The organism is Streptomyces sp. NPDC003943, from assembly GCF_053605265.1.
The window spans coordinates 43796-58211 of the sequence record NZ_JBSGIW010000049.1 but is presented as its reverse complement, the minus strand read 5'-3'; the positions used below and the strand labels follow the sequence as shown (position 1 = coordinate 58211).

General features: G+C 72.0%; 16 protein-coding genes. 8 read left to right on the top strand and 8 right to left on the bottom strand.

Annotated elements, in window-relative coordinates; genetic code table 11:
* Positions 1–248: 248 nt before the first annotated feature.
* The 4 genes from ACWEV0_RS20930 to ACWEV0_RS20915 all read left to right on the top strand — a co-directional run bounded on the left by ACWEV0_RS20930 (position 249) and on the right by ACWEV0_RS20915 (position 2539).
* Positions 249–797 carry a hypothetical protein gene (locus ACWEV0_RS20930; protein ID WP_453150849.1) on the top strand — a complete coding sequence of 183 codons (549 nt, stop codon included), beginning with the start codon at positions 249–251 and terminating at the stop codon, positions 795–797.
* A 209-nt stretch (positions 798–1006) separates the two neighbouring features.
* Entirely contained in the window at positions 1007–1291 is a 285-nt protein-coding gene (locus ACWEV0_RS20925) for a hypothetical protein (RefSeq protein ID WP_453150848.1), read from the top strand.
* 128 nt (positions 1292–1419) lie between these two features.
* Entirely contained in the window at positions 1420–1929 is a 510-nt protein-coding gene (locus tag ACWEV0_RS20920) for a hypothetical protein (protein WP_453150847.1), read from the top strand.
* A gap of 331 nt (positions 1930–2260) precedes the next feature.
* Positions 2261–2539 (top strand): chaplin, encoded by a 279-nt coding sequence (locus tag ACWEV0_RS20915; RefSeq protein WP_451611588.1) that lies wholly within the window; start codon positions 2261–2263, stop codon positions 2537–2539.
* An 89-nt stretch (positions 2540–2628) separates the two neighbouring features.
* Here the strand turns inward: ACWEV0_RS20915 and ACWEV0_RS20910 are convergent, their stop codons facing one another.
* Positions 2629–3495: a tyrosinase family protein gene (locus ACWEV0_RS20910; protein WP_453150846.1), complete on the bottom strand. Its 867-nt coding sequence runs from the start codon at positions 3493–3495 to the stop codon at positions 2629–2631.
* Positions 3479–3916: a tyrosinase family oxidase copper chaperone gene (locus tag ACWEV0_RS20905; RefSeq protein WP_453150845.1), complete on the bottom strand. Its 438-nt coding sequence runs from the start codon at positions 3914–3916 to the stop codon at positions 3479–3481. The genes ACWEV0_RS20910 and ACWEV0_RS20905 overlap by 17 nt, the downstream gene beginning before the upstream one ends.
* Positions 3917–4067: 151 nt before the next feature.
* On the opposite strand from ACWEV0_RS20905, the gene ACWEV0_RS20900 reads away from it, so the two are divergent.
* From ACWEV0_RS20900 to ACWEV0_RS20890, 3 genes are read left to right on the top strand one after another with little or no spacing between them, the layout of a single operon-like run.
* Positions 4068–4571, top strand: coding sequence for a DUF5949 family protein (locus ACWEV0_RS20900; protein WP_453150844.1), 504 nt, complete (start codon positions 4068–4070; stop codon positions 4569–4571).
* A gap of 19 nt (positions 4572–4590) precedes the next feature.
* A complete protein-coding gene (locus tag ACWEV0_RS20895; protein ID WP_453150843.1) occupies positions 4591–5259 on the top strand; it encodes a vitamin K epoxide reductase family protein in 669 nt (222 codons plus the stop codon).
* 37 nt (positions 5260–5296) lie between these two features.
* Positions 5297–6310, top strand: coding sequence for a glycoside hydrolase family 26 protein (locus tag ACWEV0_RS20890; protein WP_453150842.1), 1014 nt, complete (start codon positions 5297–5299; stop codon positions 6308–6310).
* Here ACWEV0_RS20890 and ACWEV0_RS20885 read toward each other — a convergent pair.
* Together ACWEV0_RS20885 and trhA are read right to left on the bottom strand one after the other, a co-directional pair.
* Positions 6255–6884 (bottom strand): TetR/AcrR family transcriptional regulator, encoded by a 630-nt coding sequence (locus ACWEV0_RS20885; protein ID WP_453150840.1) that lies wholly within the window; start codon positions 6882–6884, stop codon positions 6255–6257. The genes ACWEV0_RS20890 and ACWEV0_RS20885 overlap by 56 nt on opposite strands.
* A 27-nt stretch (positions 6885–6911) precedes the next feature.
* On the bottom strand, positions 6912–7604 hold the full coding sequence (gene trhA / locus ACWEV0_RS20880) for a PAQR family membrane homeostasis protein TrhA (protein WP_453150839.1): 693 nt from the start codon (positions 7602–7604) through the stop codon (positions 6912–6914).
* 197 nt (positions 7605–7801) lie between these two features.
* Here trhA and ACWEV0_RS20875 point away from each other — a divergent pair, with 197 nt between their 5' ends.
* Complete coding sequence (locus tag ACWEV0_RS20875; protein WP_453150838.1) at positions 7802–9625, top strand: phosphoenolpyruvate carboxykinase (GTP); 1824 nt, start codon at positions 7802–7804, stop codon at positions 9623–9625.
* 95 nt (positions 9626–9720) lie between these two features.
* On the opposite strand, the gene ACWEV0_RS20870 is transcribed toward ACWEV0_RS20875, so the two are convergent.
* Genes ACWEV0_RS20870 through ACWEV0_RS20855 form a run of 4 tightly spaced genes read right to left on the bottom strand, consistent with a single transcriptional unit; the run spans position 9721 to position 14252 of the window.
* Positions 9721–10341, bottom strand: coding sequence for a hypothetical protein (locus tag ACWEV0_RS20870; RefSeq protein ID WP_453150837.1), 621 nt, complete (start codon positions 10339–10341; stop codon positions 9721–9723).
* The gene (locus ACWEV0_RS20865; protein WP_453150836.1) at positions 10328–11923 is read right to left on the bottom strand and encodes a substrate-binding and vWA domain-containing protein; all 1596 of its coding nucleotides are present in this window, start codon (positions 11921–11923) and stop codon (positions 10328–10330) included. Before ACWEV0_RS20865 ends, ACWEV0_RS20870 begins: the two co-directional genes overlap by 14 nt.
* On the bottom strand, positions 11920–13134 hold the full coding sequence (locus ACWEV0_RS20860; RefSeq protein WP_453150835.1) for a toxic anion resistance protein: 1215 nt from the start codon (positions 13132–13134) through the stop codon (positions 11920–11922). The genes ACWEV0_RS20865 and ACWEV0_RS20860 overlap by 4 nt, the downstream gene beginning before the upstream one ends.
* Positions 13131–14252, bottom strand: coding sequence for a hypothetical protein (locus tag ACWEV0_RS20855; RefSeq protein ID WP_453150834.1), 1122 nt, complete (start codon positions 14250–14252; stop codon positions 13131–13133). The genes ACWEV0_RS20860 and ACWEV0_RS20855 overlap by 4 nt, the downstream gene beginning before the upstream one ends.
* Between the last annotated feature and the right edge of the window lie 164 nt (positions 14253–14416).

The window sequence follows — 14416 nt, the reverse complement described above, 5'->3', positions numbered from 1 at the left end:
GTCGGCCCCGACGGCCTCCGCCCCGAGCACGGCCAGGGCCTGCCGCACTCCCTTGCCCTCCGATCCGCCCGGGTCCGGCGTCCCTGACGCGTCGGGTGCAACGGCGTACGCCCCCGGGAGGGGCAGGTCAGAAGGGTGGATTCACCCGAACGGATGCGTGGCGCTCGGTAGTTCTGCGGTTGCGGAGCGCTATACCCGCAGGCACGGTGACGGGGAAGTTGTCCGACGCATAAGGAAAGAGAACACATATGCGTCCCCAGGCATCACGCCGCTTGCTCGCCCTGGCGATATCCGCCGCCGTCACTCTCGGTACGGCGGGCCCCGCCTTCGCCGACCAGCCCGGCCCGGCTCACCGGGCCACCCTCCCCGACACCACAGCGGTGGCACCGGCCGATGGCATCGGTGACGTCCTCGCCACGGTCCAGAAGGCGGTGGCCGATCTGCTCGCCTCCGTCACCTCCGGCAACGTCACCGGGATCGCCTCGACGGTGACCTCCCTGGTCGACAACGTCGTGGCGAGCGCCCTCGGCAGCGGTCTGTCCGCGCCGGCCCTGCCGGCCCTGCCCGACCTGTCCGGCCTGCCGGGTCTCCTTCCGGGCCTGCCGGACCTGTCCGACCCGACCGGCGACCTGCCGATCAAGCCGCCGGCCCCGGCCGACCTGCCCGTCAAGCCGCCGGCCTCCACCGGTGACCTGCCGGCCGACCTGCCCGTCAAGCCGCCGGCCTCCACCGGCGACCTGCCGGTCAAGCCGCCCGCGGCCCCGGCCGACCTGCCCGTCAAGCCGCCGGTCGACTGACCGCTCGCACCCCACCGGGCCGTGCCCGTCCAGGGATTCTGGGCGGGCACGGCCGTTTCCGTCATTCGGGTGCAGTGTCGGGAAAACGGTTGCCGCCGTGGTTTCCGCCGAGCGCGCCCCTCGTTACCGATGTCAGGAACGGACGTACGGGGAGCACTCAACTGCCCTGTGCGACAAGCGACTTGCTCACACAAGGAAGGACTCTCTTCATGAAGCCCACCAAGGTTGCCGCGGCCGTCGCCGGTTCTCTGCTCGCCATGGGCGTCGCCGCGCCCGCGATGGCCGCGGAGTCGGTGCTGCCCACCAGCCTGGACGGTGGCCTCGGCTCGCTGACCAGTGGCGGCCTGAAGACGGACGCGCTCAGCAGCACCACGGACGGCTCCCCGGTCAAGACCGTCACCGACACGGCGACCCAGCTGAACCAGACCGGCAAGGGTGGCGGCGCCGGCGCGCTGCTCGGTGGTCTCCCGCTGGGCGCGGGCCCGCTCGGCTGATCCCGGTCCCGGACGGGAACCCGGGAACACCGTCAACCACGGCCCCCACCGGTCACCGGTGGGGGCCGTCCATTGCTGCACTCAGGCGAATGCCGTCACGAAACACCCCGGCAACTCGTTTGCAGGACATGAATCTGCGATCTCACGCCGGTCTGGGACTCCTCGCCGCCGCCATCGCCTCGGCGGCCCTGGCCTCCCCGGCCGTCGCCGACGCGCCCGTGGTCATCCCGCTGCAGGGGCTCGACCCGGTGCTCCCGGGCGACGCGCCCACCATCGCCACGGGCGTCCCCACTCCCATCCCCGGCGCGCCCACCGGCTTCCACCAGGGTTCCGGCGGCCTGCCGGACCTCACCCTGCCCCGTATCCCGCTGAACAGCGCGCTGTCGGAGACCGACATCGCGGCGCCGCTGCCCGAGCTCCTCAAGGGCAGCGAGCCGGGCACGGCCGAGCTCCTGAGCCCCCGCTCGGACATGAAGGCCGTCACCCCCGGTGCCGTCGTCGGCAACCCGATCGCCGCCCCGGCGGGCGACGGGCTCGGCGGGCTGCCGGAGCTCGGCCTGCCCGAGGCCGGTGTGCTCACGCCGGCGCTCGGCGGCGCGCTCGACCCCCAGCTGGGTCTGCACCCGGACGCGCGCTGACGTTCCGGGTGGCCGCTTCTTTGTGCGAGCTGCGGCCCGGCGGGTGAAGACACGATTCTTCCCGCCACCCGAGGGGGCACCGCTCGTTGCAAGGAAAGGCTTGTCGCATGGCCGCGGCCCGCGGCTTCCGATGCGTTCCGTCGTAGCCGACGGCGGGCGTTCGGATGTTCCGCGGGCCATCTTCGGAATCACTGATTCCGCCGGTTTCTCCGGTTCTTACGGTTCTTCGTTCCATTCGGCGCAATGGCCGTGACCCTATGGTCGTTCCGCCGTTGAACGACACACGTGACCGTGGTTCTCGCGGTCGCTTTCCACGTTCAAGGAGTTCTTGATGTCTCGCATCGCGAAGGCTGCCGCTGTTCTCGCCGGCACCGGTGCCGTTGCCATGGCCGGTGCCGGCCTCGCCGCCGCCGACGCCGGCGCCGAGGCGGTCGCCGCCCACTCGCCCGGCGTCGCCTCCGGCAACGTCGTGCAGGTCCCGGTCCACGTGCCGATCAACCTCTGCGGCAACACCGTCAACCTCGTCGGCCTGATCAACCCGGCCTTCGGCAACCAGTGCGCGAACGTCGACGGCCACGACCACGGTGGCGAGGGCGGCTACGGCGGCTGATCCCCGCCCCGTCCAGCAGCACGCGTAGTACGCCGTGTCCCCCCGGCCCGCCTGGGCCGGGGGGACACGGCGTTTCGGCGCTCCGCGCCTCACGCGTACCGGTAGACCGCGCTGTGGTCGAGCAGCTCCGCCGGCGTCACGTTCCACGGGCCGAGCCGCTCGTGCAGCGCGGCGACCTTGCGGTACTGCGGGTCGCCCAGCGGCGGCGGGTCCTTCGGCAGGTAGCCGGCCCCCGGGTTGCGGGCCTGCCAGCGCGACCACAGCAGGTCGATGTAGGCGTGGTGCAGCCAGAACACCGGGTCGTTGACCGAGCCGCCGCCCAGCATCAGGCCGCCGATCCAGCGGTGCACCCGGTTGTGCAGCCGGAAGCGGTCGTTGCCGGTGCCGGACGCCCAGCCCTCCAGACGGTTGCGGAAGCCGGAGCGGCTGGTGGAGTTCCACGGCGCCGAGTCGTACGTGTGCTCCCGCATCGCCTGGTCGACGTCCGCCGCCGTCGGCAGCGTGATCGGATCGCGTGGCCGGCCGAAGTCCCGGCTCAGGAAGCGCTGTTCGGTCATCCCGTAGCGCACGGTCCACTTCCCGCCCGCGTACGCGAACGGGCCGGTCGTCACCTGGAAGTCGCCGCGCCGGCCGTTGCCGCCCATGAAGTCCTCGCTCCACAGCGAGGCCGCCGGCGTGTTGTCCCGGGTCCAGTCCCAGTACGGCACGGTCACCGTCGGGTCGATCCGGCGCAGCGCCCGCTCGAACTCCAGCAGGAACTTGCGGTGCCAGGGCAGGAAGCTCGGGCACATGTGCCCGACCCGCCGCTTCCCCTCGCCGTCGGCGACGTAGTAGTCGATGTGGGTGCGCACGAAGTCGTCGTACTTCCCCGACCGCTTGAGCTCCAGGACGGCGGAGACGAAGCGCCTGCGCTCGGCGCTCGTCAGATCGCGCTGGTTCTTACGCGTGTACGGCACGCGGGCTCCCTCCGGGGTGGGCGCCCTCGGCACCGCTGTCGGCGTGGCCGCCGTGCCACGCGGCGTACCGGCTCAGCGGGGCCGGGCCGAGATCGGCGACGGCCGCGCGGGTGGCCGCCAGCGGCGTCGGACAGGACTCGTAGTGGTCGATGGGGGTGACCCAGCCGCCGTCGGCGCAGCGCATCAGATGCAGCGGCCGGCCGTCGACGAGGACCGACGGCTCGCCGGTCGGTCCCGTGAAGCCCTGGATGCGACGGCCCGCGTACATCTCGTCGAAGGCGTGCGGGTCCTCGCCGTCGTCCGGGTCGGTCCGGTCCCGCAGGGCCGGTATGGCGGTGATACGGGTCAGCGCGCCGCCGGTGAAGGCGGTGACGGCCAGTGCGAAAAGCGAACGCACGGCCAACCGGCGCGGGACGATCATGATTGATCTCCTGGGGTCGAAAAAGGTGCCCTATGGGCACAACGATGAAAACCCCGGTTCGTTGCGGCGGAAATGACAGTCGACGGATTCTCGGCCGAATGAGTGAATTCGGCTCCGGTTGCCGGGTGTTCGTCCCCTAGCATCCGGATTCATGACCACATCCAACGTCGAGTCCAAGGCGCACAGCGCCCATTCGATCGGGACGCTCACCGCCGTCTCGTGGACCATGGGGCCCACCGACGACCTGCCCGCCATCCCCCGTCTGATGGTGTATTCGATCGGCGACGGCCTGCACGGTCCGGAGGCCGGCGCGCAGGAACTGCGGGCGGTCCTGGAGGGCATGGGCGCGACGATCGGAGCCGAGATCGCGTTCGCCGGGGAGGAGCGCGAGCTCGGCGTGCACCTGCTGGTCGAGGCGGAGCGCGCGGTGCTGAACCTTCCGTTCATGCAGGCGCAGTGCCCGGTGACGGCGGAGTGGCAGGAGGCGGCGTACGAGAGGGGCAACGCCATCCTGACGATCCCGCTCCTGCCCTGGCCGGAGGCGGCGCCGGGGACGCCGATCACGGAGGAGCGTCTGAAGGCGTTCGTCACCGACGACAACGTGGTGCGGAGCGCGGCCCACATCACGGTGCCGGTGAGCCGGATCCAGGGCTGAGCGGACGGGGGGCGGCGCGATGACGACGCTGAACGCACCCGGCGGGGTCGGGGTCCCGGGGCCACGGCAGCGGGACGAGGAGCAGGAGCAGGACGGGCGGACGGGCGGAGCGGGGACCGGCGCGAGCCGGGCCTTCGCCTGGATGCTGATCGTGACCGGGGCGGCGGGCGTGCTCGCCGGCTGGGTGATCACGATCGACAAGTTCAAGCTCCTGGAGGACCCGAACTTCACGCCGGGGTGCAGCCTCAACCCGGTGGTCTCCTGCGGCAGCATCATGAAGAGCGAGCAGGCGGGCGTGTTCGGCTTCCCGAACCCGATGCTGGGCCTCGTCACGTACGCCGTCGTCGTCGCCGTCGGCGCCGGGATCCTGGCCGGCGCCCGCTACCGGGGCTGGTTCTGGCTCGGTCTCAACGCGGGCATGCTGTTCGGCGTCGGCTTCTGCACCTGGCTGATGCAGCAGTCGCTGTACGAGATCAACGCGCTGTGCCTGTGGTGCTGTCTGGCCTGGTGCGCGACGATCACCATGTTCTGGTACACCACCGCGCACAACGTGCGCCGTGGGCTGCTGCCCGCGCCGGCCGCGGTGAAGGGCTTCCTCGCGGACTTCACCTTCGCGCTGCCGGTGCTGCACATCGGGATCATCGGGATGCTGATCCTGACCCGCTGGTGGGAGTTCTGGACCAGCTGACGTGCGCCCCCTCCGCTCCTGGACGACATGGCCGCGAGTGGCACTGACCGTGCTGCTCGCGGCCGTTGTCGTGTTCCTGGTGTCGTACCAGCGGCTCGCGCCGGACGGCCGGGACCCGCTGGCGGAGCCCGTACCGGAGCCCGTACGGGAGCGGGCGGCCGCGCCGGCCGGGTTCTTCACCGGCTCGGACGAGGCCGGGGTGCGGCGGATCGCCGAGGTGGAGAAGTGGCTGGGCGGGGCGCCGCTGACGGTCGGGCACACCTATCTGCCGGGCGACCGCTGGTCCAACATCGAGGGGCATCCGGCGCTGTTCGAGCCGTGGGCGCGGTGGAAGGAGCAGCGGCCGGGCCGGCTCTTCGTGCTCAACGTGCCGCTGATGGACCGCAACGAGGAGGGCGTCGGCGACGCTGAGGCGCGGGCCGGGCTGCGGCGCGGGGCGGCCGGGGCGTTCGACGGGCACTTCCGCACGCTCGGCGAGCGGCTCGTGGCGCACCGGCTCGCGGACGCGGTCCTGGTGCTCGGCTGGGAGATGAACGGCACCACGTACACGCACCGCTGCGGGCCGGACCCGGCGGCCTGGAAGGCGTACTGGCGGCGGGTGGTGACGGTGCTGCGGCAGGTGCCGGGACAGCGCTTCCGCTTCGACTTCGCGCCGAGCCGCGGACTCGACGCCGTGCCGTGGACGCGCTGCTGGCCCGGCGACGACGTGGTGGACATCGTCGGCATGGACGCCTACGACCAGCCGGCCGGGCTGTCCTTCGAGGAGCAGGTGGCGGAGCCGTACGGGCTCGCCTTCCACGCCCGGTTCGCGGCGGCGCACGGCAAGCCGGTGTCGTTCCCGGAGTGGGGGCTGTTCCGCAACGGGGACGATCCGGCGTACGTACGGGGGATGCTGGACTGGTTCGCGCGGCAGCGGCCCGTCTACCAGACCTTCACCGACTACTGCCCGCACGGGGTGTGGGGCTGTGCGGAGAACCCGGAGTCGGGCGAGGTGATCAGGGGCGCGCTCGGCCGGACCGGCTCGAGGAGCGCAGGGTCAGTCCGCCCTTGAGGGTGTCGACGGTCCGGTCGAGGAGCGTCACGAGGTCGTCGCCGCGGCCGTGTTCGGCCCAGTGCACGGTGGCCTCGCGCAGCGCGCCGAGGACGGCGGCGGCGAAGACCCGCACCTCCAGGTCGTCCGGGTCGCGCCCGGTGCGCTCGGCGACGGCGGCGGAGAGCAGCCGGCCGGTCTCGGCGGTGGTCTCGGTGAAGCGGGCGCGGACGGCCGGGACCTCCACCAGGAAGCGGGCGCGCAGCAGGGTGTCCGCCGGGTCCTCGGCGAGGGCGGCGGTGACGGCGTCGAGGATCACCGTGCGCAGCGAGTCGAGGGGTTCCTCGTCGGCGGGGCGGGCGCGCAGCCGGTCGACGAGGAGGGCGTCCTGGTCGTCGCTGAGGAGGATGTCCTCCTTGACGGGGAAGTAGCGGACGACCGTGGACGGGGAGACCTCGGCCGCGGCGGCGATCTGCTCGATGGTGGTGGCCTCGTACCCCTGAGCGGCCACCAGCCGGTAGGCGGCCTTCCGGATCGCGGCGCGGGTCTTGAGCTTCTTGCGCTCGCGCAGGGAGGGGCGGTCAGCGGTGGCCATGGCTTTCATTGTGCCTGGCCAGACGCGCTAGGAGTGCTGGTAGGCCACCAGCGAGATGCCGACGTAGTGGACGATGAAGGCGGCGAGGGTGAAGGAGTGGAAGACCTCGTGGAAGCCGAACCAGCGCGGTGACGGGTTGGGGCGCTTCATGCCGTAGATCACCCCGCCCGCGCTGTAGAGGACGCCGCCGACGATCACCAGGACGAGGACGGCGATGCCGCCCGCCCGCATGAAGTCCGGCAGGAAGAAGACGGCGGCCCAGCCCATCGCGATGTAGCAGGGCGTGTACAGCCAGCGAGGGGCGCCGACCCAGAAGACCCGGAAGGCGATGCCGGCCGCGGCCGCCGCCCAGACCGCCCACATGAGCGGCCGGCCGGTGGAGTCGGGGAGGAGGAGCAGCGTCAGCGGGGTGTAGGTGCCCGCGATGATGAGGAAGATGTTGGCGTGGTCGAGCCGCCGCAGCACCGCCTCGCCGCGCGGGCCCCAGTTGCCGCGGTGGTACAGGGCGCTGATGCCGAAGAGCAGGCAGGCCGTGAGCGCGTAGACGCCGCAGGCGATCCGGGCCCGCGGCGAGTCGGAGAGGGCCACCAGAACGAGCCCCGCGACGATCACCGCGGGGAACATTCCGGCGTGCAGCCAGCCTCGGAGTCTCGGTTTGAGCGGAAGCGGCAGCGCCTGGCGCTGCTCCGTGGTGGCGAGGTCCGCCGAGGCTGCAGTCATGGTTCGGCATCGTACCTACGCCTCCGTAAGCCACGGATATGAGTGGCGATGCTCACGTGTGCGGCCCTCTGGACATATGGGCGGTAGCATCGGATGATCAAATGAGTGCGGTCGGCACCGGATGAGCGCCTACGACGCATCCGGGTCGCAGCCCCCAAGGGGCATACATCTTAAAAACCCCTCTTCAAGGAGCAATCGTGGCGCGCGACAACGCGGCTCCCTCCACCGTCCCCACCCAGCACCAGGAGCTCGTCTCCTGGGTCAACGAGATCGCCGAGATCACCCAGCCCGACGCCGTCGTCTGGTGCGACGGGTCCGAGGCCGAGTACGAGCGCCTCTGCGAGGAGCTCGTCGCCAAGGGGACCTTCAAGAAGCTCGACCCGGTCAAGCGCCCGAACTCGTACTACGCCGCCTCCGACCCGACCGACGTCGCGCGCGTCGAGGACCGGACCTTCATCTGCTCCGAGAAGGAGGAGGACGCGGGCCCGACCAACCACTGGAAGGCCCCGGCGGAGATGAAGGACGTCTTCGCGGGCGAGAAGGGCATCTTCCGCGGCTCCATGAAGGGCCGCACCATGTACGTCGTGCCCTTCTGCATGGGCCCGGTCGGCTCCGAGCTCTCCGCCATCGGCGTCGAGATCACGGACTCCGCGTACGTCGCCGTCTCCATGCGCACCATGACCCGCATGGGACAGGCCGTCCTCGACGAGCTCGGCACCGACGGCTTCTTCGTCAAGGCCGTCCACACCCTCGGCGCCCCGCTCGCGGAGGGCGAGGAGGACGTGCCGTGGCCCTGCAACAGCACCAAGTACATCTCGCACTTCCCGGAGACCCGCGAGATCTGGTCCTACGGCTCCGGCTACGGCGGCAACGCCCTGCTCGGCAAGAAGTGCTACGCGCTGCGCATCGCCTCCGTCATGGCGCGTGACGAGGGCTGGCTCGCCGAGCACATGCTCATCCTCAAGCTGACGCCGCCGCAGGGCGAGGCCAAGTACGTGGCCGCCGCCTTCCCGTCGGCCTGTGGCAAGACCAACCTCGCCATGCTGGAGCCCACGATCTCCGGCTGGACGGTCGAGACCATCGGCGACGACATCGCCTGGATGCGCTTCGGCGAGGACGGCCGCCTCTACGCGATCAACCCCGAGGCCGGCTTCTTCGGCGTCGCGCCCGGCACCGGCGAGCACACCAACGCCAACGCCATGAAGACGATGTGGGGCAACTCCGTCTTCACGAACGTCGCGCTCACGGACGACGGCGACGTGTGGTGGGAGGGCATGACCGAGGAGCTGCCCGCGCACCTCACCGACTGGAAGGGCAACGACTGGACGCCGGAGTCCGAGACCCCGGCCGCCCACCCGAACGCCCGCTTCACCGTGCCCGCCGGCCAGTGCCCGATCATCGCGCCCGAGTGGGAGGACCCGAAGGGCGTGCCGATCTCGGCGATCCTCTTCGGCGGCCGCCGCGCCTCCGCCGTCCCGCTGGTCACCGAGTCCTTCGACTGGAACCACGGCGTCTTCCTCGGCGCCAACGTGGCCTCCGAGAAGACCGCCGCCGCCGAGGGCAAGGTCGGCGAGCTGCGCCGCGACCCCTTCGCCATGCTGCCGTTCTGCGGCTACAACATGGGCGACTACATGGCGCACTGGATCAAGATCGGCGAGGGCGCGGACGCCGCGAAGCTGCCGAAGATCTACTACGTCAACTGGTTCCGCAAGAACGACGCCGGCAAGTTCGTCTGGCCCGGCTTCGGCGAGAACAGCCGCGTCCTGAAGTGGATCGTCGAGCGCCTCGACGGCAAGGCCGAGGGCGTCGAGACCCCCATCGGCATCCTGCCGACGAAGGCGGCCCTGGACACCGACGGCCTGGAGCTGGCCGACGAGGACCTGGACTTCCTGCTCACCGTCGACAAGGACGTCTGGCGCGAGGAGGCCGCCCTGGTCCCCGCGCACCTGGAGACCTTCGGCACGCACACGCCGAAGGAACTGTGGGACCAGTACGACGCGCTGGTCGAGCGCCTGGGCTGATCCCGTAGAGACTCGTGGCGGGTTGCCCCGATTTCCGCCCTGACCAGCTGGGGTCACGACGGCCCGTCACGACGCATCCGGCCCCCGGAGCCCCCTCACGGCTCCGGGGGCCGGCGCATGTCCTGCCGGCCCCGGTCCTCCAGATAGCGGGTGTGGGTCTGCTGCCGGCGGGCCTCCGCGTCCTGGAGCGCCGAGGCGATCTCGGCCGCCTCCGTGTGCAGCGCGGCCAACTGACGCTCCAGGTGCCGCTCCGGAGGCTCGGCCCCCGGCACGACCCGGGTCCACCACCGACTCCGTACGAACGCGTCGACCGCCTCCGGGATGTCCTGGCGCACCGCCCGGGCCAGCACCCGGACCTGCTCCGGGTCGCTCACCCAGCCCGGTTCGAGCAGCGCCCCGACCAGGGTGTCCAGCTCGGTCAGCCGGCCGTGCGCGGCCGGCGGCAGCTCCACCCCGGCGAGATAGCCGCGCAGCGTGTCAAGGTCCGCGCGCAGCGCCTCGACCTGCTCGGCCGGCTCCGGGAAGGCCGGCGCCGGCGGGCGCTCCGGCGGGGCGATCAGCGCCCCCGCCCCGTACAGACCGGCGACCACCACCGGCCACAGCGCGCCCGCGGCGCCGGTGGTCAGGGTGAGCGCCATCCCGGCGAGCCCGCAGGCGCAGCCCGTGAGGTTCTTCCGGGACTCGACGTATCTGAGCACCGGGTTACTGGTAGCCACGGATCTCCTCGAAGGCCCCGTCGAGCGAGCCCGTCGTCGCGTCGAACAGCTTGCCGCCGGTGAGCTGCGCGATGTGGTCGAGCGCCGCCTTGTCGGAGTCGCCGAACAGGATCGGGAACACCGGGATGCGCCGCTGGGCCGGGGTGAGCGCCTTCGCGTGGAAGGCGTCGAAGGCGGACGCCGGGTCGCCGTCGGTGTTCGCGCCGTCCGTCATCAGCACGATCGACGTGAACGTGTCGTCCGCGCGCGCGTCGTCGAGCCGCGCGTACGCCTGCTCCAGGCTGGAGTAGATCGCCGTGCCGCCGGAGGCGCTGAGCCGGGACGCGTCGCCGCGGATCGCGTCGAGCGCGGCCTTCGGCGCCCCCGGGTCGACGGTGTGGGTGGTGACCTCGCCGGTCTTCACCGCACTGCCGAACGGCATCAACGTCACCTCCTCGCGGTCCCGGAAGTCGCCGGTGAGCTCGGCCAGGGCCGTCTTCAGCCGGTCGAGCCGCTCGCCCTCCATGGAGCCGGAGGTGTCGAGGACGTAGACCGTGCGGGACGGGCGGCGCAGCGTGTTGTCGTACGAGTCGAGCAGCCCGTCCGCGACGGACCGGCTGCCGGGGAAGGGCAGTTCGCGCCGCGGGTCGGTGGCGAGCCCGGCCGCCGGGGCCACGCCGGGGACGACCGGGCGGCGGAACGTGCGCTCGGTGATGAGCCGTTGGACCGCCGGGGTGCGCAGCTGGGCGGCGAGCCGGCGGACCGCGTCCTTCGCCTCCGGGCGGGCGGCGGTCAGCGAGGTCAGCGGATAGTCCGCGGTGACCACGCCGTCGGCCGGACGGATCACGGTCAGGCCGCCGGGGATCGACTTCAGCACCGACTCGTAGTTGACGACCGCGTCGACGTCGGTGCGCCGGGCGTAGGCCGTGGCGAGCCAGCCGGAGGAGCCGGAGGTCAGCTTCTGCCCGGCGAAGAACTCCTTCAGCTTCGGCGTGGCCGCCTTCACGTCCTCGTCGGTGAGTGCGGACTGCGCGCCGGACAGGCCCGAGGCGACCGAGACGAGCGCGGAGAAGCCGGAGTTGGAGCGCAGCGGGTCCGTCATGCCGTAGCTGAGCCGCTTCGCGGCGACCGCCTGGTGGATCTGCGCCCAGGTGACCTTCTTCGGGTCCCAGCCGAGCCGGGTCACGGCCGCGGGCCGGATGCCGAGGGCCACCGGCGAGGTCATGACCGGCGTCTCGCCGGTGATCCGGCGGGCGGACTCCGGGTTCAGCCGCAGGTAGTCGTTGGACGACAGCCACACGGCGTCGAACTGCTTGTCGGCCTCGCCGGACGCGATCCGCCTGGCGGCGTCGAGGGTGCCGGCGTAGGTGGGGCGGACGGTGACGCCGGTGGCCTTGCGGGCCTCCTCCAGGACGGGCGCCATGTCGGCGAGCTCGGAGGAGGCGAGGACCCGGAGGGTGCCGGCGCGGTACTCGCCGGAGTCGGCGGCGCCCTTGCCGTTGCTGTCGCTGTCGCCTTCGCCGGAGCAGGCGGTCACCGCGAGGGCGAGAGCCAGCGCGAGGGCGGCCAGGGTGTTCGTACGGGATCTCGTACGGGTTCTCATCCGCGGCCCCCTTCGAGGATGCCGGCCGCGCCGGAGCCGGAACCGCCCTCCCTCGCCTGCGTGCGCTCCAAGTGGGAGCTCGCGGTGCGCAGTTCGGCGGAGAGCGCGTCCACGGTCTGCGCCATGGACTCGGTCGCGCGGACCTTGTACGTGTCGATCGCGTCGAGCGTCGAGTAGATCTGCTGGAAGGCGGTGCGCACGGTCTCCAGGCCCACCGCGGGCTCCGCCGCGAGCCGCTGGATGTCGCCGCTCTGGCCGGCGAGCGCGGCCGCGTTGCCCTGGATGAGCTGCTCGGTCGTCCCCTGCAGCGCCTTGACCTGCTCGACGACCTTCTTCTGGTGGTCGAGCGCGGAGGCCAGCATCACGGCGATCCGCAGCGCGGTCACCGTCGTCGTGGCGGCCCGGTCGACGCCCTTGATCAGCTCGTCGTTGTTGCGCCGGACCACGTCCATCGCCAGATAGCCCTGCGCGCACACCGCGAGCTGGGTCAGCAGGTCCTGGTGCTTCTGCCGCACCGGGAAGAGCACGTCCGCGCGCAGCGCGTCCGCCTGGACCGGGTCCGTGGTGCCGGCGAGCCGCTGCTCGACCGCCGCGTCGAGGGCCTCGGTGAGCACCGCGTACTCCTGGAGCCTGCCCATGGTCTCCCACAGCCGGGCCCGCTCGGTCTGCAACGCCGCGTTGTCGCGCCGCAGTTCGTCCTGGCCGCCCTTCAGGGCGTCGAGGATGCGGTTGACGGTGTCCTGCGCGGAGGCGTACCTGGCGATGTGGTCGCGCACCCTGTTCCCGCCCGGCAGCTTCGACAGCAGGCTCCGCATGCCCTTGGCGGGCGTGTCGCGCGGGTCGAGGTCCTCGATGGTGCGACGCAGTTCGACGAGCGAGCCGCCGACCCGGGTCGTCGCGTCGCCGCCGGCCGAGCCGAGGGAGCGGACGGTGCGGTCCAGCATCCGGTTGGACTGCTGCGCGGCGGTGCGCATCTCGCCGGAGCCGAGCGCCGCGATCTCGCCGATGCGGCCGGTGAACTCCGGGGAGCGGGCGTCGAGTCCGGCGAGCGAGCCCACGTACTCGGCGGCCCGCCGCTCCATCTCCGTACGTGCCGAGTCGTCGATCGGGACGAGCGTGGCGGCCTGCTCGGCGCGGACCGGCGCGACCGGTTCCGGCGGGGTGAGGACGAGAGGTGTCTCGGTGGGCGGCTGGAGCGAAGGCGTCGTCATGCGGTGTCCCCCTGGTCGCGGGCCCGCAGCGCCATCCGGTGCAGCACCTGGAAGGTGGGCACGGGCGCCTGGCGGACTCCGGTGAGCGTCTGGTTGAGGTAGCCGGTGTGGCCGGCGGTGGCGGCGGTGAACTCGGCCGCCGCGCCCTGCGGGCGGAAGCCGTGCCGGACCGCGAGCTTGCGCAACTCCGGGTCGGTGGAGAGGAGTTCGCCGAGGGTGCGGCCGGCCTCGGTGAGCGGGACGAGGGTGTGGTCGCTGTTGACGGTGGTGTCCGGGTAGAGGACCACCAGGTCTCCCGTCGGCTGCTTCGCCAGGAGCTGCGACGCGACCTGCGACTCGTACACCAGGACCAGCGGATTCCCGACGCCGCTGACGAAGTCCCGGAAGGGCGCGTCCGAGCTGGACTGCTGGGCGCCCTGCACCTGGATCAGCTTGCGCAGCAGCGGCGCCGTGCGGTCGACGGCGGCCTTGTCCCCGGCGACCCGGCCGCCGTCGGCGACATAGCTCGCGGCGGCGAGGTAGAGCGCGCCGGAGTTGGAGGCGACGGGGTCGGTGGAGGTGATGAAGAGCGTGCCCGTCAGCTCGGCGTGCCCGGCGGAGCCCTTGAGCTGCTGCCAGGTGCGGTCGGCGCGGGCGGCGGACAGATAGGCGTCCATCCTCAGGGTGCCGGTGTGCCCGCCGGGGCCGAGCGCGGCGAGCCCGTTGTCCGCGAGGACCTTGGCGGCGGCGCTGTGCGCGACGACCACGAGCGGCGAGTAGAACGGCCGCAGCGGGGCGGTCGTCACCTTCTCCTTGGCCTTGATCTCGTCGGCGGGCGCCTTGGCGGACGGGAAGGCGAAGTCGTAGCCCTTGAGGGGCAGTTGCTCCATGTCCCAGGACCCGGAGGTCTCGGTCCGCACGGTGAGGCCCTTGGCTGCCAGGGCCTTCACGACCTCGGGATCGGTGAAGAACTCCGCCTTCTCCGACCCGATGACTCCTCGCACGGTCTTCGTTGCCGTGCCGCTGTCGTCCTTGTCGCCGCCCACCACGAGGGCGGCGGCCACGCCGCCGAGGAGCAGGACGGCGAGGACGATTCCCAGAATGCGTCTCACGCGGGCAGCGTGCTCGCGGAAACCCACATTCCAGGGGGAGTTGGGTGTACGGGGGGTGAAGCCGCGATCCCGGAAACGAACCGGACGCGAGACGTCCGGACGATGGCGCAGTGACCGGCGGTGGCGCGGCGACCGGCGGTGCGGTGGCGGCGTGGGTGGCGCCCGGTCCGCGCGGCTTCGTGTACGCGCGG